The sequence below is a fragment of the Kribbella shirazensis genome, from assembly GCF_011761605.1.
GTDB classification, from domain to species: Bacteria; Actinomycetota; Actinomycetes; order Propionibacteriales; family Kribbellaceae; genus Kribbella; species Kribbella shirazensis.
This window is the reverse complement of sequence record NZ_JAASRO010000001.1, coordinates 3,576,715-3,596,806: the sequence shown is the minus strand read 5'-3', so window position 1 is coordinate 3,596,806 and position 20,092 is coordinate 3,576,715. Positions and strand designations below refer to the sequence as shown.

The window sequence follows — 20,092 nt, the reverse complement described above, 5'->3', positions numbered from 1 at the left end:
TTCTACGCATCCGGCGTCCGGGAATCGTTACGGTCCCGCAGCCACAACGTCACGTGCACCGGTTGCACGGTGTCGTGCACCACGGCCTGCAAGTCGTTGCCCAGCGCCTCGACATCCAGCTCGTTGCGCAGCCGTGCGCCGAACGCCGCCGACGTCCGGGCCGCGTCGTACTTGCGCCGGAAGAACCGCCGGTCCACCGCGGCCTGGATCCGCGATCGGGCCGGGCGGAACAACGCGGCGACAGCGAGTGTCGACGCCGCCACCGCCGGCCCGGACTCCTCGGTCATCGGGCGAAGCACCACCTGCAGCAGCAGGACGATGCCGACGTACGCCGTCCCCAGCGAAACCGTCACACCGCCGTAGACCAGCGTCCGATTGACCACGAGGTCGATGTCGAACAGCCGGTGCCGCAGGATCGCGATCCCAGTCGCGACCGGGACAGTCGCAAGTGCCGTCGAGGGGATCAGTTCCGAGAAGGGGCCGGTGTCCTCGACCGCCGTCTCCAACCCGGCCAGCGTGCAGAGTCCGGCGGCGAGGAGCATGCCGGCGTACATGAGCCACTTGAGCTGCTGCCGCTCCACCGCGCGTGCGGCCCGAAAGCGGATCACGAGCGAGACGACCGAGCCTGCGACCGCCGCCAGCATCGCGGCCGTTCCCACCGCGGTCAGCGGAGTCCACACGTCGATGCCGACGTCGATCCCGAACGGGTTGTCCAGTCCGGCGTCCTCCATCGGCCCCGGCGCGAACGCGGCTCTCACCAACAGTGCCAGGAAGCCACCGACGGCAAGCCAGGCGACCGGGCGCCAGCGCCTGGACGGCAGTCGGCCGGTCGGGAACAGCAGCAGACCGAAGGTGGGCGGCAGCCAGACCGGCAACCACCCCCAGGTCGAGAACCAGCCGGCCGCCAGCACCAACTCGTCCATGCCGAGCCTGTCGAGTCGCTCGGCCACGGAGCCGATGAACCCCACCAGGACCGAGCTGACCCCGGCCAGGAGCAGGATCCAGCCGATCGGATGGCGGGGCCGCTGGGACACGATCAGGGCGCCGACCGACACGAACGCGAGCACGAACACCAACCAGCCGGCGGACGTCGGGAATCCTCCGCCGGTGGCGAGCTCGTCGACGACTCCGGCCACCGGAACGCTGACCGCGAGCAGCCAGACCGAGCTGATCGGAAGCCAGCGTTTCATCGCGAACCTCGCAACCACAGTGTCACGTGGGTGGGCTGTACGGTCTCCTGCACGACGCCCGACAGGTCGTTGCCCAGTGCATCGACATCCAGTTCGTCGCGAAGCCGCAGCCCGAAGGCCGCCAGTGTTCGGGCCGCGTCGTACTTGCGGCGGAAGAACCGCCGGTCGACCAGCAGCTGGACGCGGCGCCGGGCCGGGCGGAACAGCGCGGCCACTGCGAGCGTCGACATCGCGACCGCGAGATCCGACCCCTGGGTCAGCGGGTTCAGGATCAGTTGCAGGAGCAGCACACTGCCGAGGTACGCCGTACCGAGGGTCAACGTGAGCGTGGCGTAGACCAGCGTCCGGTTGATGACGATGTCGATGTCGTACAGCCTGTGACGCAGGATCGCGATGCCGATCGCGGACGGCAGGCCGACGAGGAGCAGGACGACCAGCGACCACCAGGCGACCAGCTGCACCGCCTCCAGCCAGGGCGCGCCGTCATCGCCCGCGACCAGGCCGACGAGCGCGAGCACGACGAACGGACCGAGGGCCAGCAGGCAGATGTAGGCGAACCAGGCGACCTGCTGACGCTCGCGGCCGTGCGATCGGCGCAGGCGCAGGAAAACGCTCAGTCCGCCGAGCACCAGCGTGCCGGCGGCGAGCAGTTCGCCGGCTGCGGACAGCCAGGAGAGTGCGTCGCCGGCGGGCCCTTGGAGGCCGAGCGGATTGCGGAGCGGGCGGTCCGCGGAGACCTCGAGGTCACCCGGCGCGAAGGCGGTCCCGATGATGTTCGCTGCCACAGCGGCGACGCCGACTCCGACGACGGCCCGCCAGCGTCGCGACAGCAGCCGGCCGGCCGGGAACACCAAGGCGAGGAACAGAGCCGGCAAATAGAGCCACACGAAGAGCAACCAGCTGCTGAGCCAGCCGGCCCAGGCCGCGCCGGGCAACGTCGCCCGGCCGACGTAGACGCTCATCAAGGTGTCGAGGCCCAGGGCAACAGCGGCGACGAGCAGCAGCCAGCCCACTGCGTTGGCGGGTTGCCGGGACGCGATCAGTGCGCCGACGAGCGCGAAGCCGATCCCGGTCGCGACCAGCGCGTCCGATGCGTTCCCGTCGCGTACCGCCACGAGCACCGGCGCTGCCGCGGCCAGCGCCACGAAGAGGCCGAACAGGCTCCACGCGAGCCGGCGGGCGGCGCGGGCGCTCATCGGCCGGACTCCCGCAGCCACAACGACACGTGCGCCGGCTGCATGGTCTCGTGCACCACAACCTGCAAGTCGTTGCCCAGTGCATCGACATCGAGCTCGTCGCGCAGCCGCGATCCGAACGCCGCCAGTGTTCGGGCCGCGTCGTACCTGCGCCGGAAGAACCGCCGGTCGACGATGGACTGGATCCGCGACCGCACGGGCCGGAACAACCCGGCCACCAGCAGGGTCGAGACCGCAACCGCGACGCCGGACCCTCGCGTCACAGGACTCAGGATGACCTGCAGCAACAGGACGCTGCCTACGTACGCCGCGGCCAGTGTCAGCGACAGCGCGCCGTACACCAGTGTCCGGTTGATCACCACGTCGATGTCGTACAGGCGATACCGCAGGATCGCGACACCGATGGCCAGCGGGACGGCCATCAGCACGCCCGCGAAGACAAGCTCGTCCACCGGGATGGCACCGACCTCGAGGTTGGTGGACGACAACGCGACCGTGATCGGAATGGACACGAACAGCAGGGCCGCGAGGTAGAACATCCAGGAGATCTGCAGCCGCTCCACCCCTCGGGCTCGCCGGAAACGAAGCGCCAGTGCCGCCATCCCGAGAACGATCCCGAGACCGAGGGCGGGCGCGGCGACCCGCCCGACCGCCGACAGGACGGGGCTCACCGCGGGGAACGGATTCGGGACCGTCGGGAAGTAGTGCAGGGTCCTCGGGTCGAACAGCGTGCCTGCGATGTAGGCGGTGGCGTCGATCGCCACTGCCCACACGAGCCACCGCCATCGGCGCGACGGCAGGTGCCCGGTCGGGAAGAGCGCGAACATCAGAACCGAAGTCCCCGCGACGGACGGCCAGACCACGGCATCGGCCACCAGGCCCGCCCACGCCCCACCGGGCGCTGTTCCCGGTGCGTGCAGCAGGGAGAATGCGCCGTACTCGAGCAGAGCCTGCGAGACAGCGTTCCCCAGACCCGTGGCCAGGAGCAACCAGCCGATCGCGTTGCCCGGCTGCCTGGCGACGATCACCGCGCCGACCGTCGGGAATCCCAGGACTCCGACATCGATGACGGCATCCAGAGAGCCGTAGGAGTCGGCCGGTCGGGCATCTCCGTTGATGGCGAAGAGTACAAGCGCGACTGCGGTGAGTACGACGCACAGACCCCACAACGACCATGCCGCCCATGCCGCCCAGGCCAACCGGGCAGCCGCACCCCTTCGGTCCGTCACGTGTCCCCCTCCCCCTGCAGGCATGGAACTCCCGATTCGTCAGGGACAACACGGTCGCGCCCGGCCGTGCAAGAATCGTTACGGTTCCGGTGCGCGGTTCGCCGCGCGGCCGGCGCCTGGGGGTGGTGCGTTGATCGAGGTCAGCCTGTTGGGTCCGCCGCGGGTCGAGCGGGCGGGAACGCTCGTCCGGTTCGATACCCGCAAGGCGGTGGCTCTGCTTGCCTGTCTGGCGCTGGCCGACCGGCCGCGGCCGCGTGACGCACTGGTCGACCTGCTGTGGCCGGACAGCGACGTGGAGCGTGCGCGCGGAGCGTTGCGGCGGACTCTGTCCACGCTGCGGGCCGCGATCGGGCCTGAGTCGCTGGAGGCCACCCGCGACCACGTACGCCTGGTGAAATCCGCCGGGCTGACCGTTGATGTCGACTGTTTCCGGGGACTGCTGGCGGCCGGCGACCTCGCCGCGGCGGCCGCCCTGTTCCGCGGCGACTTCCTCGAGGGATTCGGTCTGCGGGACGCACCTGACTTCGAGGACTGGTCCCGCAACCAGGCCGACGTACTGCGCCGCGAACTGACGGGCGCGCTCGCCCGGCTGGCCGATCAGGAGGAGCGGGCCGGCCGGCTTCCGGACGCGCTCGCTCACGCTCGCCGCTGGTTGTCGCTCGACCCGTTGCACGAGCCGGCGCACCGCGCCCTCATCAGGCTGTACGCCCTCACCGGGGACCGGGCCGCCGCGATCCTCCAGTACCGCCAGTGCCTCCGCACCTTGTCGCGCGAGCTGGGTGTTGCACCGCTCCCCGAGACCACCGAGCTGTACGAGGCGGTCAACACCGGAGCCCTCGCCGGAACGCTGCCGACCCCGGTGTCCACCACGGTGTCCACCACAGGGGCCACCACAGGGTCCACCGCGACGCAGGACGAGCCGCCCCGGACGCCGTTCGCCGGCCGGGACAAGGACCTTCACGCGCTGCGTACTGCCTACGACGCGATCGATCACGACGGCCGGCTGGTCGTGGTCGAGGGCGAGGCCGGCATCGGCAAGACCCGCTTGGTCGAGGAGTTCCTCCTCGAGCTGCGGAACAACGGTGCCGCCGTACTGGCCGGCCGTGCGTACGAGGACGAGGCGACGCTGGCCTACGCGCCGATCGTCGACGCGCTCCGGGCCCGCCTGCACGAGGACCGCCGGTGGGTCGCGGACGTACCGGCCGACGCGCTCACCGAAGCGTCCCGTCTCGTGCCCGAACTCGCCGAGGCCCGACCGGCCGTCGCGACGGACGGTCCCGGAGCGGAAACCAGGTTCCTGGCCGGCGCCTGGGACACGCTCGCGACCGCTGTGTCGGGGACGGTTCCGGGCGTGATCCACGTCGACAACGCGCAATGGCTCGACGAGGCTTCGCTGGCCCTGCTCAGGTACGGCGTACGGCGGCTCGCCGGGCGCCGCCTGCTGATCGTCCTCGCCTGGCGGACACCTGCTGACCGCTCCGCCGTCGGGTTCGCCGGGGCGGCCGCCCGGGGCGTCGGGGCCGTACGGCGCCTCGCCCGGCTGGGGACGGACGCGGTCGACGAACTGCTCGCCACCGCACTCCCGGGAACGAACCACGAACTGTCGCGCCGGTTGTACGCGGAAACCGAAGGCGTGCCGCTGCTGGTGGTCGAGTATCTCGACGCGCTGAAAGCAGGCGCGGACGAGAACTGGCCGGTCCCGGCCGGTGTCAACGACCTCCTCCGGGCACGGATCGACAGGGTCGGCGAAACCGGCAGGCAGGTCCTGGCCGCCGCCGCGGTGCTCGGACGATCGTTCGACGTCGACACGGTCCGTGTCGTCAGCGGGCGTACCGACGAGGAGACCGTCGCCGCTCTGGAGGAACTGGTGCACCGCGGGTTGATCCACGAAGGCGCTCTCGAGTACGACTTCGTCCACGATCAGTTGCGAAGGCTGGTTGCCGAGGACACCGGTCTGGCCCGGCGCCGGCTGCTCCATGCCCGGGCGGCGCGCGCCGTCCGCGGCCCGGCAGCAGCAGTCGCCCGTCACCTGGAGCTCGCCGGCCAGGATCGGGAGGCCGCGCACGTCTACGCCGGCGCCGCCGAAGAAGCCCGCGAGCTCCATGCCAACGCGGAGGCTCTCGAACACTTCCGCGCCGCGCTGGCGCTCGGGCACGAGAAGCCGTCAGCCCTGCACGCCGCGATAGGAGACCTCGAGACTCTCGCCGGGAACTACACCGCCGCCGTACGCAGCTATGAGCTGGCGGCCGCGGAAGCATCCACGGCCGACCTGCCCGGGATCGAGCACCGCCTTGGACGCCTGTGGCACCGGCTCGGCGAATGGGCCCTAGCAGAGGCCCATTTCCGCGAGGCCCTGAACCTCCTGCCGCCTGATCGGCCCGGCGAGCTCGCTGCGGTCACGGCCGACCTCAGTCTGACCCGCCAGGAAGCAGGCGACGCGGTCGGGGCGACGGACCTCGCCCTGCAGGCCCTCTCGTTCGCCACCGCGTCAGGAGACCGGCGAGCCCTCGGCCAGGCACACAACCTGCTCGGCATGCTCGCGACTACGTCCGGCCGGCTCGACGAGGCCTTCCGGCAGCTCGAGGCCGGCCGTGAGCTCGCGGAGCAGATCGGCGATCTCCCGGGCCGGGTCGCGGCGCTGAACAACCTCGCCCTCGCACACCGCGCGGGCGGAGAGCTCGAACCCGCGCTCGAACTCGCCGCCGCCGCGCTCGGATTGTGCAGCGAGCAGGGGGACCGGCACCGGGAGGCCGCGCTGCACAACAACCTCGCCGATCTGCACCACGCCCTGGGCCATCCGGACGAGACGATGCGGCACCTGAAGTCAGCCGTGGCGATCTTCGCCGAGGTCGGCTCCCCGCACGGCACGGCCCCGGAGATCGCCGCCGAGCCACGCCCCGGCCTCTGGAAACTCGTCCGCTGGTGACCGGAACCGGAATTTCCCCGCGGCCGGGCGCGTTGAACCAATGACAGCAAACGTTTCTCGTCATCGTGACTTGCGCCTGGACCCGCGCGGGAATGCCGCCGTGGAACACCATCGGCCTGACCCGGCCCGCACGATTTCGAGGATTTCATGGCTTCTGCCATCACTGATCTACCCCGCACCAGGCGCTCCGGCGGCAGCGAGTTCGCGCCGCTGCTCCGCGAGATCAAGACGGCTGGCCTGCTGGAACGCCGTACCGGACGGTATCTGGTCTCGATCGCCGTCAATCTGCTCTGTCTGGCCGCGGTCGTCGCGGGACTGATCCTGCTCGGCAACTCGTGGCTGGTGCTGCTGCTCGCCGTACCCGCCGCGCTGTTCACCACCCGCGCCGCGTTCTTCGGCCACGACGCCGGGCACCAGCAGATCGGACGCTCGCGCAGGCTTCACGACGCCGTCGGCCGCCTGCATGCCAACCTGCTGCTCGGGATGAGCTACGACTGGTGGAACGACAAGCACAATCGCCACCACGCGAACCCGAACCACACCGACAAGGATCCCGATGTCGCGGCCGGCGTCCTGGTCTGGACGCTCGACCAGGCCGAAGGCCGCACCGGCGTGCACAGCTGGCTGAGCCGTAACCAGGCCCGGATCTTCTTCCCGCTGCTGACCCTCGAAGGCATCAGCCTGAAGGTCTCGAGCATCACCTACCTGCTCAGCCGGCGGCCGCTGCGTACCGCCGCGATCGAGCTCGGCCTGATCGCCGCTCACCTGGCCGTATACTTCGGCGGGCTGCTGCTGATCATGTCGCCGCAAAAGGCCGTCGTCTTCGCTGTGCTCCACCACGCGCTGTTCGGTCTCCATCTCGGCAGCGTGTTCGCCCCGAACCACAAGGGCATGGAGATGCCGGATGCGGGCACCGGCTGGGGACACCTGGAGAAGCAGGTCCGTACGTCACGCAACGTCAACGGCAATCCGATCACCGACTGGCTGATGGGCGGCCTGAACTACCAGATCGAGCACCATCTGTTCCCGAACATGCCGCGGGCCAACCTGCGCCACGCCCAGGGCGCGGTCCGCGCCTACTGCCAACACATCGGAATCCCGTACCTCTCGACAGGCATCATCGACTCCTACGCCCAAGGCCTGCGCCACATGCACTCCGTCGGAGAGAACCTCCGCCGGAACGCAGCTCTGTCAACCGGAACGGCGGTACAGACCTCATGACCGAACCACCTGTGGACCAAGACACTTATCGGCTGGACCACGTGGCGCTGCCCGCGCACGTCCACATCCGGATCGACGGTGAATGGCGGTCGGGATGGCTCATCGCCTGCGACCGCCAGGTGTCGGGTTGGCACGGCCTCGTCCAGTACCAGGACGACGACCGGCCCGAGACCACCGTCTGGCTGCCCGCCGAAGAGATCTCCGCCGGCTGACCGACGGCGGCGTCCGACGAGCCGCGGGGAGCGCTTTCCGGAGCGGACAGGCGTAGGGTGAACGTAGTTCCGGAATCGACGTCACCCATCAGAGGTGCCGGCCACACCGGCCCTCTCCCTTTGGGGATGTCATGTCCGTATTCCGTCGTACCCGCACCGCACCTGTCACTCCGGCACCGGAAACCGACCTCGATCCGCTGGGATCGGCCGTCGACGAACTGCTCAAGCCGATCCCGCGGCGCGAACCGCGCACCCTCGGCAGCGCCTGGCGCCGCATGGTGGGCCGACCCAAGGCCTGAAATGGCCCACTGATCTCGACGGAAAGTGGACCAGGGGTCTGGGCCGTTGGAACCCTAAGTTGAAGCCATGAGCACAACGACGACGCGGCGGGTCAAGCTCGCCAACGTGGTTCCTGACTTCTACAAGGCGATGATCGAGGTGGACCGGGTGTCCGCCGAGGGGATCGACCCCAAGCTTGCCCATCTGGTGCGGATCCGGGCCTCGCAGATCAACGGGTGCGCCTACTGCACCGACATGCACTCCCTGGACCTGCTGAAGCTGGACGACAACCAGCAGCGGATCACCCTGCTGCCGGTGTGGCGGGAGTCGAGGAACTTCTACAGCGAGCAAGAGCAGGCGGCGCTGGAGCTGACCGAGGCGATCACGCTGATCAGCGTCGACCATGTCCCGGACGAGGTGTACGAGGTCGCGGCGAAGGCCTTCGACGAGAAGGAGCTCGCGCAGCTGATCGCGCTGATCATCACCATCAACATGTGGACCCGGGTGGGTGTCACCGGGAGGATGGAGCCCGGTCACTACAAGCCGTGAGGTCACACCCATGACAGCGGAGCAGTTCAGAGCACTGCACCACGGCGGTCCTCCCCTGGTCCTGCCGAACGCGTGGGACCCGGTGAGCGCCCGTCTGGTCGCCGAGGCCGGCTATCCCGCCGTCGCCACGAGCAGCGGGGCGGTTGCCCGTGTGCTCGGGTACGACGACGGGCAGCTGACCCCGCCGGAGGAGATGTTCGCCGCCGTGGCGCGGATCGCCCGTGCGGTCGACGTACCGGTGACGGCCGACATGGAGGCCGGTTACGGTCTGCCGCCGAAGGAGTTCGCGGAGCGGTTGCTGGAGACCGGCGCGGTCGGCTGCAACCTCGAGGACTCGGTCGACGGCTCCTTGGTCGACGTCGCGCGGCAGGCCGACTATCTGGCCGAAGTACGCGCCGCCGCGGGTGCCGAGCTGGTGATCAACGCGCGGGTGGACACGTTCGTCCGGCCGGTCGGTGACCCGGTCGACGAGGCGGTACGGCGCGGACGCGAGTACCGCCGCGCCGGAGCCGACTGCGTCTATCCGATCCTCGCCCCGCTCGACCAGCTGGCCCGGGTCGCCGAGGCCGTCGGCGGACCGATCAACGGGCATGCGAAGACCGGTGGACCGACGCCGACCGAGCTCGCCGCGGCCGGTGCGACACGGATCTCGTACGGGACGAGCGTGCACGAGTACGTGATGGCCCAACTCCGGGACCTGCTCCTAAGTCTCGGCGAGGGTCCGCGGTAGACCGAAGTACGGTGCGACCGAGGTCTCGAAGTGGGTGATCTCGTCGATCCGGTCCCCGGCGATGCCGATCACCAGCACCCCGATCAGGTGCAGGCCGCCGGTGACCGGGTCACGCAGATACTCGCCCCAGGCCGGTTGGAGGTTCGCGCCCACCGGGACCATGGCGGCGATCTGCCGGCGGTGCCCGGCCAGCGCGGTGAAGAACCGGTGCGCGGCCGCGGGACCCTGGTACTCGAACGGCAGCGGCGGCATCCGTACCCACGCGTCACTGGTCATCAGCGCGACCAGCGCATCGGCGTCCTGCGCCGTGAACGCCTCGACGAACCGGTCGGTCAACGCCCGCTCGTCCGTGCCGGCGTGCACAGACGATCGGTCGGTCGCCTTCGCGTCCATCGTCGCCCGGGCGCGAGCAAGCGCGCTGTTCACCGCGGCCTCGGTGAGACCGAGCAGTTCCGCCGTCTCACTCGCCCGATAGCCCAGTACGTCGCGCAGCAGCAGTACGGCGCGCTGATTCGGAGGGAGCAGCTGTACCGCGGTGACGAAAGCAAGCGAGATCGCCTCACGGGACTCGTACCGCGCCTCAGGCCCCGGTAACTGATCCGGAAGGCCCTCCAACAGGACATCCGGATACGGCTGCAGCCACAGCACCTCCCCCGACCGTGACGGTTCCGGCGCCGGAACCGGAAGCGGGACCGCCGGCACCGGTCGGCGCGACGACGACCGCAGTGCGTTCAGGCACCTGTTCGTCGCGATGCGGTAGAGCCAGGTGCGGACCGACGACCGCTCCTCGAAGCCGCTCAGCCCGATCCATGCCGAGAGCAACGTTTCCTGCAGCGCGTCCTCCGCGTCCTGCAGCGACCCGAGCATCCGGTAGCAATGCACCTGCAGCTCACGGCGATGCGGCTCGACCAACGCCGCGAACGCTTCCCGGTCACCTTCGCGCGCCCGCTGGAGCAGCTCGTCAGGCATTCTTCACCTCCGTCGTCATTGTCCTCGCACTGGTTCCGACACCGCAGCTCCCCCGAACTGATCGATCCCCCAGCGACAAGTTCGCGTCTTCACCGCCGTCTGTCTCCTGTGCAAGCACCATGACCGAACGGAGAAGACACCATGCCCAACCCCTTCGCGGACCGCAGCGTCCTGATCACCGGAACCAACCGGGGCATCGGGCGCGCGCTGGTCGAGGAAGCCCTGCTTCGAGGCGTCCAGCGCGTGTACGCCGGTACGCGGGTCCCCCTCACCCACGCCGACCCACGCGTGACGTACCTGAGCCTCGACGTGACCGACGAGGCCCAGATCGAGGCAGCGGCGAAGACCGTCGACTCCCTCGACGTCCTGATCAACAACGCGGGCATCGCGGCGTACGACGACCTCGGAGACCGTGCACTGCTCGAACGGCATCTGGCCGTCAACCTCTTCGGGCCACATGCCGTCACCACAGCGTTCCTGCCTCACCTCGTCGAGGCGCGGGGATCGATCGTCAACGTGCTGTCCCTGGCGGCGATCGCGTCGTTCCCGATCATCCCGGCGTACTCGATCTCCAAGGCGGCCGCGTTCTCGCTGACCCAGTCGCAGCGTGCGCTGCTCGGTCCGCAGGGTGTTCGGGTCCACGCCGTCCTCACGGGCCCGACCGACACCGAGATGTCGCGTGACCTCGACGTGCCGAAGGCGCCACCGGCGTCGGTCGCGCGGGCGATCTTCGACGGCGTCGCGGCCGGCGAGGAGGAGATCTTCCCGGATCCCCTGTCCGCGGCGCTGGCTCCGAGTTGGGCGGGCGGTTCGGTCAAGGTGCTCGAACGTCAGAACGCCGCGCTGCTCAGCTGAGCTGTCGCAACGCGTACACGAGCGCCCAGTCCTGGTCGTTCGCGAGTGGATCGGCGATGTGGGCGGGCTGCCCGTTGACGCAGCTCGGGTACACGAACGCGCACGTCGCCGATCCGTCCGCCGCGAAGCTGACCAGGTTGGCGTGGAGGATCGCGTCCTCCGCGCGGTCCAGCCACGCGGCATCGGCGGGCGTCACGAGGTCACGCGGCCAAGCGGCGTACACGACGGCGCTCAAGGCGGACCAGTAGTGCGGGAACACGTCGCCCCACAACCGCAACCGCCCGAACCAGTACCCGTCCCAGTGTCTGATCGGCACGTGCCGCAGCCGTACGTCGGGCTGGTCGGCGGCGAACGCGGTCAGCCACGGCAGGCGCCGGGTCAGCTCCGCGCCGTCGATCTCGCCGGGCGCCACGCGGTACGCCGACGCGAGGAGTTCGAGGAGCGGCGCGACCATCGACTGCTCGTAGTTGACCTCGTGCGGCGGCAGCTCGTCGCCGTACCCGATGAAGGTCTTCGCGTGCCGCACCAGGTGGTCGTGGAGACCGAGTTCGCTCAGCAGCGGGCCGAGGTCGAAGGCGAGGAAGTGGTCGCCGCCGAGTTCGTAGTACCGGTTGAGGATGCGGGTCGCGCCGGCGCGGTCGCCCTGGCCGAGCAGGAAGCGGGCGAACCACGGGAAGTTGTACAGCCGTACGGCGTTCTGATGGATGCTGTCGTCCTGGATCGTGCCCTGGTCGTCGAGCAGGTGCTCTCGGACGAACTGCTCGTAGCCGGCGAGGGCCTCGTCCAGTTCCGCGCGATCGCCCCAGCCGCGGTCGCGGACCTCCTGGAGAAGAAGAGCCATGCCGACGCGTTCGCGGGCGTCGGACCAGTCGCGCCACGCGCTGGACAGCACGGTCAGACCGCTGTCGTTGTCGAACGGCACGAACGCGTACCGGCGACTGTCCGGCAGCTCCGGCCGCCGCTGATGGTCGAGGACGAACCGGGCGCGACGCTCGGCGATGACCCGCAGCGGCTCGTGGAACAGCACCGCGATGCGGGACCTGCCGCCGGGCGCGTCGACGTACTGGATGCCGGGCTCGCTGCTGGTGATCTCGCGGCCGTCACGCAGCCGGATCGGCTCGTTCACCTCGGCCGTGAGCCGGTCGGCGTCGATCAGCGGTTCACGGTCCGCATGGAAGGCGGGCAGGTCGTCGTACCAGGCCAGCTGCCAGGTCCAGCGGTACGACGCCCCGGGCGCGAGCGTGATCGCCGGCTGGCCGCCCATCGCGTGCGGCGCGCGTGCCTGGTCGGTCACGTGCAGGTAGATGTGACCGCGAATGTTGCTGCTCGTACCGGGCTCGCGGGACTCGACCGAGTACGCCCACAGCTCGCCCTCCTCGAGCTGGAGCCCGAGGCCCGGCCCGCTGCCGTCCATCGGGACCGCCCAGACCCACGCGTCCGCCCCGCCCGTCCAGACGTGCGCGTGCACAGCGCCGGTCAGACTCTCCCGGCTCGACGTGTAGACGTCGCGGTACGGCGTACTCACCGCCACCGAGCCGATCTCGACCGGGCCGGACCCGGTGTTGCGCAGCTCGTAGGTCTCGGTCCACCGCTCGCCGAAGCGCCGGCCGACGCGCAGCTCGAGCTCGCCGAACTGGTACAGCAGGTCGATACCGCTGCTCCGCCACCGGGTGAACGCCGGGCTGTCGAACCGGAACGCGCCGCGGTCGGTGATCACGAAGCCCTTGCCCCAGGCGTGCAGGCTGTCGTGCACCACGCTGTCGGGGCCGTCGCCCAGCAACACCCGCCGGCCGTCCGGGTGCAGCACCTGCGCGACCGCTCCGTCGTCAGCTACCTGGACCGTCCCCGGGCCGAACGCAAAACTTTCCACGATTCGCCAACCTATCGATGTCGAGAACCGTACGGCGGCTCCGTCCCCCTGATGAGAAACCCCCTCAGAGACGGGAACCGACATGAACCAGCAGCAGATCGCCGAGATCCTCGCCAAGCCGTACGCGCAGCAGCTCATCAACGGCCCCGACCCGGCCCGGTTCGCCTACGACGGACTCGACGGGGACCCGCGGGTCATCCCGATCGGGTTCTGGTTCGAGGGCGAGCAGCTCGTGATGGCCACCGTCCCGAAGTCCGCCAAGGTCGCCGCGCTCCGCAAGAACCCGAAGGTCGCGTTGACGATCGACACCGGCGCCTTCCCGCCCAAGGTGCTGCTGCTGCGCGGCACCGCCGAGCTCACCACGGTCAAGGGCGTCCCCGAGGGCTACCTGCGGGCCGGCCACAAGAACGTGACCGACGAGCAGTACCCGGAGTGGTCCGCGGGCGTCAAGGCGCTGTACGACGAGATGGTCGTCATCACCGTCACGCTCACGTGGGCCAAGCTGCTCGACTTCGAGACCACCATCCCCAAGGCCGTCGAGGACCTCATCCAGGAAAAGTCCGCCGACTGACGCCGGGGTGCCGACCCGTGGCGTGGACAACACTCGCGGCTCCTCGGACGGCCACCGTGTGCGGAGCTGGCGCAGGGCCCACCACGATCCCGAGACGCCGGCCGAGCTTGTAGGTGATCTCCGGACGGAGCCCGCCGCCACCCGCCAACAGAACACCTCGGTCCAACGCATCGGCCACCTGGGGACCGCGCTCTCCCCGCAACAGTTCCAGTACTGCGTCGCCGATCACCTCCACAAGCACAGCCGCCGGCACTCGGTCGTGCAGGCCGAGCAGGGTACGCCGTGCCTCGACGACCGCACCCTCCGCGAGCAGCGCGATCTCCGTCAGCTGAGCACCGACATCGGCAACCAGGAGGGGCTCGCTCAGATCCATCCCGGCGCCCAGGGCCGCCGCCTTCACGCCCTCGATCATCACGACGGTCGCCGCACCGGCTTCGGCCATCAAGGTCCGGACATCCTCCCGATGCGCATCGCCGCACAGCACCGGCGTCGTCGCCACCACGGTCAGCTGCGCCCGGGTGATCCTCAGCTCCGCGAGGACCTCGGCCAGCACCCCGGCTGCTCCGCGCACGTCCACGATCCGGCCCCGCGACACCAGCGGCGGGCCCGGGACGGGCGGGATGTCGAGCGGTCTGCGTTGGGCGGGGGTGCAGAGTCGGATGCGGGAGCTGCCGAGGTCGAGCGCGAGCCCGGTCGGCGGTCGGGACCTCATCGGGCGGTGGTTTCCTGCAGACGGTGGCACTCGGCGCAGTGCAGAGCCTGAGGGCAGATCCGGAGCCGCGGGAGATCGATCGTGGCGCGGCATGCCCGGCAGCGGCCGTAGTGGCCGGTCTCCATCCGGTCCAGGGCGGCCTCGACGTCGGCGAGCACGAGCCGCGCGGCGACGGCCAGATGCCCCTGTACCTCGGCCCGCGCCCCCGCTTCCACCACGGGCAGCTCCTCCGCCTGCTCCCCCGAGGACTCGTTCGCGTGGCGCCGGATTCCGGCGAGCTGTTCGCGGCGGAACGCGCGCTGTTCCAAGAGCAGCGCTCGCAGTACCGCGAGTTCCTCCGGTCGCAGACCCGCGTTGGTCCGGCTGGTCACGGTCGGCCTCAGAGCGCCTGCTGCTGGCAGCGGACGCAGTACCGGACGTACGGCAGGATCTCGAGACGGCCCACCGGGATGGTGGCGTCGCAGCCGCGGCAGACGCCGTACGTGCCGTCCGCGACACGCTCCTCGGCCGCGTCGATCTCCTTCAGGACCACCCGGATCGCGGTGGTCTGAGCCGTCACCAACTCCTCGTTGGCGTTCGGCTTGTCGGCCTCCATCGCGCTCAGTTGCGCGAGCCGGGTGTTCCGCTCGTGCTGCAGCCGCTGCAGGATCTCGTGAACCCGGTGTCCACCCGGCTGCACCGTCTTGTGGGTCTTCATGTCCACACCATGACCGCTGCCGCAGGGGTTGCCTATCGGGACCAACACCCATCTTGCGCGGGCGGGAATGCGGCAGGACTGCGATAGTGGCCGGGAACCCGGGTCTCAGGAAGGAGCGTGCCGGCGGTGTCGCTGTTCTGGCGGATCTTCGCGCTCAACGCGGTCGTGCTGGGAGCCGCGACGGCCCTGCTGCTGTGGGCGCCGGTGACGGTCTCGGTGCCGGTGCTGCTCACCGAAGCGATCGTCCTGGTCGGCGGTCTCGCGGTGATGCTGGTCGCCAACGCGGCGCTGCTGCGGGTCGGTCTGGCTCCGCTCGCCCGCCTGAACCGGCAGATGTCCACGGTCGACGTACTGCGACCCGGTCAGCGGCTCCCGGTGCGCGGGCACGGCGGCGTACCGGATCTGCTGCGGGCGTTCAACGACATGCTCGACCGGCTGGAACGGGAGCGGGCCACCAGCGCGGCGCGGGCGTTGTCGGCGCAGGAGTCCGAACGGCGGCGGATCGCGCGCGAGCTGCACGACGAGGTGGGTCAGACGTTGACCGCCGTACTGATGGATCTGAAGCGGGCGGCCGATCGCGCACCCGATCCGGCGCTGCGGAGCGAGCTGGCCCAGGCGCAGGAGACGGCGCGGGCGAGTCTGGACGAGGTACGGCGGCTCGCGCACCGGCTGCGTCCCGGCGTACTGGAGGATCTCGGGCTGACCAGTGCGCTGACGGCCCTCGCGACCGAGGTGTCGGATCACACCGGACTGGAGATCCGGCGGCGGTTCGACGGCGGCCTGGTCCTGGACGAGCAGACCGAGCTGGTGCTGTACCGAGTTGCGCAGGAGAGCCTCACGAACGTCGCGCGGCACGCAGGCGCGACGCGGATCGACCTGTCGCTGGTCCGCGAGGGCGAGGCCGCCGTACTGCGGATCGAGGACAACGGCCGTGGCGCCGGGCCGACGCACGAGGGCGCCGGGATCCGGGGTATGCGCGAGCGGGCCCTGCTGATCGGCGCGACGCTCGAACTGCTCGACAACCCCTCCGGCGGCACGCAGGTCAGCCTGACCGTGCCACTCGGCCGCAGCGTGGGAGCGTGACGGTGGAGACGACCAAGATCCTGCTGGCCGACGACCACGCGCTGGTACGGCGCGGCGTCCGGCTGATCCTGGACGGGGAACCGGACCTCGAGGTGGTCGCGGAGGCCGCCGACGGCAGCGAAGCGGTCGCGGTGTGCCGGAGCCGGCCGGTGGATCTCGCGATCCTGGACATCGCGATGCCGCGGATGACCGGGCTGCAGGCCGCGCGCGAGCTGTCGATCCTGGCGCCGGACGTGCGGGTGCTGATGCTGACGATGTACGACAACGAGCAGTACTTCTTCCAGGCGCTGAAGGCCGGCGCCTCGGGGTACGTGCTGAAGTCGGTGCTCGACCGCGACCTCGTCGAGGCGTGCCGGGCGACGATGCGCGGTGAGCCGTTCCTGTACCCGGGTGCGATGACGCGGCTGGTGCGCAGCTACCTGGACCGGCTCCGGCAGGGCGCGGACCTGCCGCAGCAGATCCTCACCGCCCGCGAGGAGGAAGTCCTCAAGCTGGTTGCCGAGGGCAACTCGTCGAAGGAGATCGCCGAACTGCTCACGATCAGCGTCAAGACGGTCGAACGGCACCGCTCGAACATCCTCCAGAAGCTCGGCCTCCGGGACCGGCTCGACCTGACCCGGTACGCCATCAGGGCCGGACTGCTCGAGCCGTGATTCGGTCCTGACGCGCAGGTACGCCATGCTGGATGGCATACCAAACGCTGGAGAGGCCGATGACTGAGACTCCGGAGTCCGAGACCGAGCGGGTGACGCGGCTGTTGCGGGGCGAGATCCTCGACGGGGTGCGGCTGCCCGGCGAGCGGCTGGTCGAGCGGGAACTGGCGGCCGCGCTCGAGGTCAGCCGGGTGCCCGTGCGGGAGGCGCTGAAGGCGCTGGTCGGCGAGGGGCTGGTGACGTTGCGGCCGCGCTCGTGGGCGGTGGTGCGGACGTTCACCGACTCCGACATCGCCGATCTGACCGAGGTCCGGGCGGCCTTCGAACCGCTGACGTTCCGGCTGGCGGCGGAACGGCGTACCCGGGAAGGCATCGAGCGATTGCACGCGGTGCTGGACGAACAGCTGCGCGCCGCCCGGGCGGGGAACGCGCTGGTGGCGCGGCGGAAGGCGGCCGACTTCCACGAGATCGTCACCGAGCTGGCGTCGAACGAGCTGCTGGTCGAGATCGAGCGGCCGCTGCGGAGCCGGATGCGCTGGCTGCTGACCCAGCACGACGACCTGGTCGCCGTCGCCGAGCAGCACCAGGAGCTGTTCACCGCGATCGCGAACCGCGACGTCGCCGAGGCCGAGCGGCTGGCCGGTGAGCATCTCGTCCGGTCCCGGGACCTCCGCCGCGGCCAGAACTAGCGTCCCGAAATGGTATACCATTCTGGTCATGACCTCCCTGCTGCTTGCTGACGTGCGCCCTTGGGGCGGCGACGCGGTCGACGTCACGATCGTCGACGGTGTCATCTCGGACATCACCCCCGCCGGGACCGATACGGTGCAGCAGATCGACGGGCAGCGGATCGACGGGCGCGGCCTGCTGGCGCTGCCCGGGTTCGTCAACGCGCACGCGCACGTGGACAAGAGCTGGTGGGGCCAGCCGTGGGTGTCGTACGGCGGGCAGCCGACCACCCAGGGGCGGATCGCCCACGAGCGCGCGGAGCGGGACAAGTACGGCATCCCCAGCGTCAGCGGCGCGACGGCCGTCCTGCGCGAGTTCCTTCGGCACGGTACGACGGCCACCCGCACGCACGTCGACGTCGACCTCGGTGTCGAACTGCGTGGCATCGCAGGAGTTCGCGAGGCCGCGGCCGCGCTCGGCGGCGCGGTCGACGTGGAGATCGTCGCGTTCCCGCAGGACGGTGTTCTCCGGCGCCCCGGCGTACTCGAGCTGCTCGACAAGGCCGCGGCCGAAGGTGCTACCAGCATCGGCGGACTGGATCCGGCCTCCATCGACCGCGACCCGGTCGGCCAGCTGGACGCGCTGTTCGAGATCGCGGTGCGGCGTGGGGTCGGGATCGACATCCACCTGCACGACCGCGGCGACCTCGGCGCGTTCCAGTACGAGCTGATCGCCGAGCGCACGGTGCAGGCCGGGCTGCAGGGCAAGGTGAACGTGTCGCACGGGTTCGCCCTCGGCGAGCTGGCCCCGGCCCGGCGGTCCGAACTGGTGGAGCAACTGGGCGAGGCAGGGATCTCCTGGACCACGGTCGCGCCGCCGACGTCGGCGCCGTTGCCGTTCCGGAAGATGCGGGCGGCCGGGGTCCCGCTCGGCCTCGGCACCGACGGCATCCGCGATCTGTGGTCGCCGTACGGCGATGGTGACCTGCTGCAGATCGCCCGCGGATTCGCGCGACTCCACGGTCTCCGCACGGACGAGGACCTGACGTATGCCGTCGAGCTCGCGACGAGGTACGGCGGCTGGTTCGTGCACCGCGACAACCACGGTCTCAGCGTGGGCGCGCGGGCCGACCTCGTGCTGCTCGACGCCGAGAACGCGGCGGACGTGCTGGTCCGCGCGCCGCGTCGTGAACTGGTGATCGCCGGCGGTCAGGTCGTCGTCCGCGACGGCGAACTGCAGGTGTGAGTACCCGGACCCAACCGGCGCTGGTCGGGCGGACCCTCGGCTCGTTGCGCGCGAACCGCCCGTTCCAGTTGCTCTGGTTCTCCAACCTGTTCTTCTTCGGCGGTGTGTGGACGCAGACCCTCGTGCTCGGCTGGCTCGCCTGGGAGACCACGCATTCGGACTTCCTGGTCGCGGTCTTCGGTGCAGTCCGCCTGGCGCCGCTGCTGCTCGGACCGGTCGGCGGCGCGTTTGCGGACCGGCACAATCGCGTCCGCCTGCTGATCATCGCGTGCTCGTGGGCACTGGCGTCCGCCGGCATCGTCGCCGCATTCGCAACCCTCGGCAGGGCGTCGTACGGCGTCCTTCTCGTCGGCGGCCTGGCGCTCGGGCTCGCCCAGTCGCCGTCGCAACCGGCCCGTGCCTCGCTGGTCCTCGACCTGGTCGGGCGGGAGAACCTCAGCAACGCCAACGCCCTCAACTCGATGGCGCTGAACATGACCCAGGTGATCGGGCCCGCCGCCGGCGGTCTGCTCATCAACGGCCTCGGCGCACCGGCCGCGCTCTGGGTCTCGACGATCTGGTACGCCGTGTCGCTCGTCCTCCTGCTGCCACTGCGGGGACTCGGTCAGGTCGTGCACGCCCACACCGGATCGTCGCTGCGCCTGGTCACGAGCGGCCTGCGGGCGATCGCCCGGAACCGGACGGCCTCGACGGTCCTGCTCATCACCCTGGCCGCGAACATCCTGATCTGGCCGATCGCGCAGTCGTTCATGCCGGTGTTCGCCGAGGAATCGCTCGGCCTGGACGCCGCCGGACTCGGGTGGCTGCTGACCTGCGCCGGCGTGGGCGGCCTCGCCGGTTCGCTGGTCATCGCCGGGCTGGGCGACTTCCGCCGCAAAGGCGCCCTGTTCGTCGTCGGCACCGCCGCGTGGGGTACGGCGTGGGCGCTGTTCGGTCTGTCCCACCACCGGATCGCGTCCTTCGTGCTGATGACCGCGATCGGAGTGCTGAGCGCCGCCTTCGGGGTGCTGCAGACGACGCTCCTCCTGATGACCACCGACGCACCGCTGCACGGCCGGGCCCTGGGCATCCAGGAACTGGCGATCGGTGTCATGCCGCTCACGTCCCTGATCCTCGGCGCCTGCGCCGAACGCTTCGGCATCGGCCCCACGACCTTCGTCAGCTCGACCCTGCTGGTCCTGTCCATGGCCGCCCTGGCCCGCCGGACGCCCAGTCTGCTCAGGTACGGCAGCTAGA

Annotated in this window: 21 protein-coding genes; 13 read left to right on the top strand and 8 right to left on the bottom strand. The window is 70.2% G+C overall.

The genetic code is table 11. The features are described 5' to 3' along the window. Positions 1 to 2: 2 nt before the first annotated feature. From BJY22_RS17600 to BJY22_RS17590, 3 genes are read right to left on the bottom strand one after another with little or no spacing between them, the layout of a single operon-like run. Positions 3 to 1,190, bottom strand: coding sequence for a hypothetical protein (locus BJY22_RS17600; RefSeq protein WP_167208128.1), 1,188 nt, complete (start codon positions 1,188 to 1,190; stop codon positions 3 to 5). Next, the gene (locus BJY22_RS17595; RefSeq protein ID WP_167208126.1) at positions 1,187 to 2,386 is read right to left on the bottom strand and encodes a hypothetical protein; all 1,200 of its coding nucleotides are present in this window, start codon (positions 2,384 to 2,386) and stop codon (positions 1,187 to 1,189) included. Before BJY22_RS17595 ends, BJY22_RS17600 begins: the two co-directional genes overlap by 4 nt. Next, complete coding sequence (locus BJY22_RS17590) at positions 2,383 to 3,615, bottom strand: hypothetical protein (RefSeq protein ID WP_167208124.1); 1,233 nt, start codon at positions 3,613 to 3,615, stop codon at positions 2,383 to 2,385. Before BJY22_RS17590 ends, BJY22_RS17595 begins: the two co-directional genes overlap by 4 nt. A 130-nt stretch (positions 3,616 to 3,745) precedes the next feature. On the opposite strand from BJY22_RS17590, the gene BJY22_RS17585 reads away from it, so the two are divergent. The 6 genes from BJY22_RS17585 to BJY22_RS17560 all read left to right on the top strand — a co-directional run bounded on the left by BJY22_RS17585 (position 3,746) and on the right by BJY22_RS17560 (position 9,532). Continuing rightward, entirely contained in the window at positions 3,746 to 6,541 is a 2,796-nt protein-coding gene (locus tag BJY22_RS17585; RefSeq protein WP_167208122.1) for an ATP-binding protein, read from the top strand. Between the two features lie 147 nt (positions 6,542 to 6,688). Further along, positions 6,689 to 7,762 (top strand): fatty acid desaturase family protein, encoded by a 1,074-nt coding sequence (locus BJY22_RS17580; RefSeq protein ID WP_167208120.1) that lies wholly within the window; start codon positions 6,689 to 6,691, stop codon positions 7,760 to 7,762. Next, positions 7,759 to 7,974 carry a hypothetical protein gene (locus BJY22_RS17575; RefSeq protein WP_167208118.1) on the top strand — a complete coding sequence of 72 codons (216 nt, stop codon included), beginning with the start codon at positions 7,759 to 7,761 and terminating at the stop codon, positions 7,972 to 7,974. Before BJY22_RS17580 ends, BJY22_RS17575 begins: the two co-directional genes overlap by 4 nt. Positions 7,975 to 8,105: 131 nt before the next feature. After that, positions 8,106 to 8,273 carry a hypothetical protein gene (locus tag BJY22_RS17570; RefSeq protein WP_167208116.1) on the top strand — a complete coding sequence of 56 codons (168 nt, stop codon included), beginning with the start codon at positions 8,106 to 8,108 and terminating at the stop codon, positions 8,271 to 8,273. A gap of 67 nt (positions 8,274 to 8,340) precedes the next feature. Then, complete coding sequence (locus BJY22_RS17565) at positions 8,341 to 8,802, top strand: carboxymuconolactone decarboxylase family protein (protein ID WP_167208114.1); 462 nt, start codon at positions 8,341 to 8,343, stop codon at positions 8,800 to 8,802. A 10-nt stretch (positions 8,803 to 8,812) separates the two neighbouring features. Beyond that, positions 8,813 to 9,532: an isocitrate lyase/PEP mutase family protein gene (locus tag BJY22_RS17560; RefSeq protein ID WP_167208112.1), complete on the top strand. Its 720-nt coding sequence runs from the start codon at positions 8,813 to 8,815 to the stop codon at positions 9,530 to 9,532. Here the strand turns inward: BJY22_RS17560 and BJY22_RS17555 are convergent. Then, on the bottom strand, positions 9,506 to 10,501 hold the full coding sequence (locus BJY22_RS17555) for a sigma-70 family RNA polymerase sigma factor (RefSeq protein ID WP_167208110.1): 996 nt from the start codon (positions 10,499 to 10,501) through the stop codon (positions 9,506 to 9,508). The two genes, BJY22_RS17560 and BJY22_RS17555, sit on opposite strands and share 27 nt — an antisense overlap. Positions 10,502 to 10,642: 141 nt before the next feature. Between BJY22_RS17555 and BJY22_RS17550 the strand changes: the two genes are divergently transcribed. Continuing rightward, the gene (locus BJY22_RS17550) at positions 10,643 to 11,356 is read left to right on the top strand and encodes an SDR family NAD(P)-dependent oxidoreductase (protein ID WP_167208108.1); all 714 of its coding nucleotides are present in this window, start codon (positions 10,643 to 10,645) and stop codon (positions 11,354 to 11,356) included. Here BJY22_RS17550 and BJY22_RS17545 read toward each other — a convergent pair. Beyond that, positions 11,349 to 13,226 (bottom strand): hypothetical protein, encoded by a 1,878-nt coding sequence (locus BJY22_RS17545; RefSeq protein WP_238350386.1) that lies wholly within the window; start codon positions 13,224 to 13,226, stop codon positions 11,349 to 11,351. The two genes, BJY22_RS17550 and BJY22_RS17545, sit on opposite strands and share 8 nt — an antisense overlap. 82 nt (positions 13,227 to 13,308) lie before the next feature. Between BJY22_RS17545 and BJY22_RS17540 the strand changes: the two genes are divergently transcribed. Further along, on the top strand, positions 13,309 to 13,797 hold the full coding sequence (locus tag BJY22_RS17540; RefSeq protein ID WP_167208106.1) for a pyridoxamine 5'-phosphate oxidase family protein: 489 nt from the start codon (positions 13,309 to 13,311) through the stop codon (positions 13,795 to 13,797). Here BJY22_RS17540 and BJY22_RS17535 read toward each other — a convergent pair. Genes BJY22_RS17535 through BJY22_RS17525 form a run of 3 tightly spaced genes read right to left on the bottom strand, consistent with a single transcriptional unit; the run spans position 13,772 to position 15,206 of the window. Next, complete coding sequence (locus BJY22_RS17535; protein WP_167208104.1) at positions 13,772 to 14,509, bottom strand: rod shape-determining protein; 738 nt, start codon at positions 14,507 to 14,509, stop codon at positions 13,772 to 13,774. The genes BJY22_RS17540 and BJY22_RS17535 overlap by 26 nt on opposite strands. Continuing rightward, the gene (locus BJY22_RS17530) at positions 14,506 to 14,880 is read right to left on the bottom strand and encodes a TraR/DksA family transcriptional regulator (protein WP_202891159.1); all 375 of its coding nucleotides are present in this window, start codon (positions 14,878 to 14,880) and stop codon (positions 14,506 to 14,508) included. Before BJY22_RS17530 ends, BJY22_RS17535 begins: the two co-directional genes overlap by 4 nt. Before the next feature lie 8 nt (positions 14,881 to 14,888). Then, on the bottom strand, positions 14,889 to 15,206 hold the full coding sequence (locus BJY22_RS17525) for a TraR/DksA family transcriptional regulator (RefSeq protein ID WP_167208103.1): 318 nt from the start codon (positions 15,204 to 15,206) through the stop codon (positions 14,889 to 14,891). A 117-nt stretch (positions 15,207 to 15,323) separates the two neighbouring features. Here BJY22_RS17525 and BJY22_RS17520 point away from each other — a divergent pair, with 117 nt between their 5' ends. Genes BJY22_RS17520 through BJY22_RS17500 form a run of 5 tightly spaced genes read left to right on the top strand, consistent with a single transcriptional unit; the run spans position 15,324 to position 20,091 of the window. Further along, the gene (locus BJY22_RS17520) at positions 15,324 to 16,289 is read left to right on the top strand and encodes a histidine kinase (RefSeq protein WP_167208101.1); all 966 of its coding nucleotides are present in this window, start codon (positions 15,324 to 15,326) and stop codon (positions 16,287 to 16,289) included. Next, positions 16,286 to 16,942: a response regulator gene (locus tag BJY22_RS17515; protein WP_167208099.1), complete on the top strand. Its 657-nt coding sequence runs from the start codon at positions 16,286 to 16,288 to the stop codon at positions 16,940 to 16,942. Before BJY22_RS17520 ends, BJY22_RS17515 begins: the two co-directional genes overlap by 4 nt. Before the next feature lie 59 nt (positions 16,943 to 17,001). Continuing rightward, positions 17,002 to 17,631 carry a GntR family transcriptional regulator gene (locus BJY22_RS17510; protein WP_167208097.1) on the top strand — a complete coding sequence of 210 codons (630 nt, stop codon included), beginning with the start codon at positions 17,002 to 17,004 and terminating at the stop codon, positions 17,629 to 17,631. Between the two features lie 28 nt (positions 17,632 to 17,659). Beyond that, positions 17,660 to 18,856: an amidohydrolase gene (locus BJY22_RS17505; RefSeq protein WP_167208095.1), complete on the top strand. Its 1,197-nt coding sequence runs from the start codon at positions 17,660 to 17,662 to the stop codon at positions 18,854 to 18,856. Beyond that, the gene (locus tag BJY22_RS17500; RefSeq protein ID WP_167208093.1) at positions 18,853 to 20,091 is read left to right on the top strand and encodes an MFS transporter; all 1,239 of its coding nucleotides are present in this window, start codon (positions 18,853 to 18,855) and stop codon (positions 20,089 to 20,091) included. Before BJY22_RS17505 ends, BJY22_RS17500 begins: the two co-directional genes overlap by 4 nt. Position 20,092: the final 1 nt, after the last annotated feature.

Coding starts and splice junctions, on each gene's coding strand:
- BJY22_RS17600 (WP_167208128.1), bottom strand. CDS start 1,190: ATGAAACGCTGGCTTCCGATCAGCTCGGTCTGGCTGCTCGCGGTCAGC.
- BJY22_RS17595 (WP_167208126.1), bottom strand. CDS start 2,386: ATGAGCGCCCGCGCCGCCCGCCGGCTCGCGTGGAGCCTGTTCGGCCTC.
- BJY22_RS17580 (WP_167208120.1), top strand. CDS start 6,689: ATGGCTTCTGCCATCACTGATCTACCCCGCACCAGGCGCTCCGGCGGC.
- BJY22_RS17575 (WP_167208118.1), top strand. CDS start 7,759: ATGACCGAACCACCTGTGGACCAAGACACTTATCGGCTGGACCACGTG.
- BJY22_RS17570 (WP_167208116.1), top strand. CDS start 8,106: ATGTCCGTATTCCGTCGTACCCGCACCGCACCTGTCACTCCGGCACCG.
- BJY22_RS17565 (WP_167208114.1), top strand. CDS start 8,341: ATGAGCACAACGACGACGCGGCGGGTCAAGCTCGCCAACGTGGTTCCT.
- BJY22_RS17560 (WP_167208112.1), top strand. CDS start 8,813: ATGACAGCGGAGCAGTTCAGAGCACTGCACCACGGCGGTCCTCCCCTG.
- BJY22_RS17555 (WP_167208110.1), bottom strand. CDS start 10,501: ATGCCTGACGAGCTGCTCCAGCGGGCGCGCGAAGGTGACCGGGAAGCG.
- BJY22_RS17550 (WP_167208108.1), top strand. CDS start 10,643: ATGCCCAACCCCTTCGCGGACCGCAGCGTCCTGATCACCGGAACCAAC.
- BJY22_RS17540 (WP_167208106.1), top strand. CDS start 13,309: ATGAACCAGCAGCAGATCGCCGAGATCCTCGCCAAGCCGTACGCGCAG.
- BJY22_RS17535 (WP_167208104.1), bottom strand. CDS start 14,509: ATGAGGTCCCGACCGCCGACCGGGCTCGCGCTCGACCTCGGCAGCTCC.
- BJY22_RS17525 (WP_167208103.1), bottom strand. CDS start 15,206: ATGAAGACCCACAAGACGGTGCAGCCGGGTGGACACCGGGTTCACGAG.
- BJY22_RS17510 (WP_167208097.1), top strand. CDS start 17,002: ATGACTGAGACTCCGGAGTCCGAGACCGAGCGGGTGACGCGGCTGTTG.
- BJY22_RS17505 (WP_167208095.1), top strand. CDS start 17,660: ATGACCTCCCTGCTGCTTGCTGACGTGCGCCCTTGGGGCGGCGACGCG.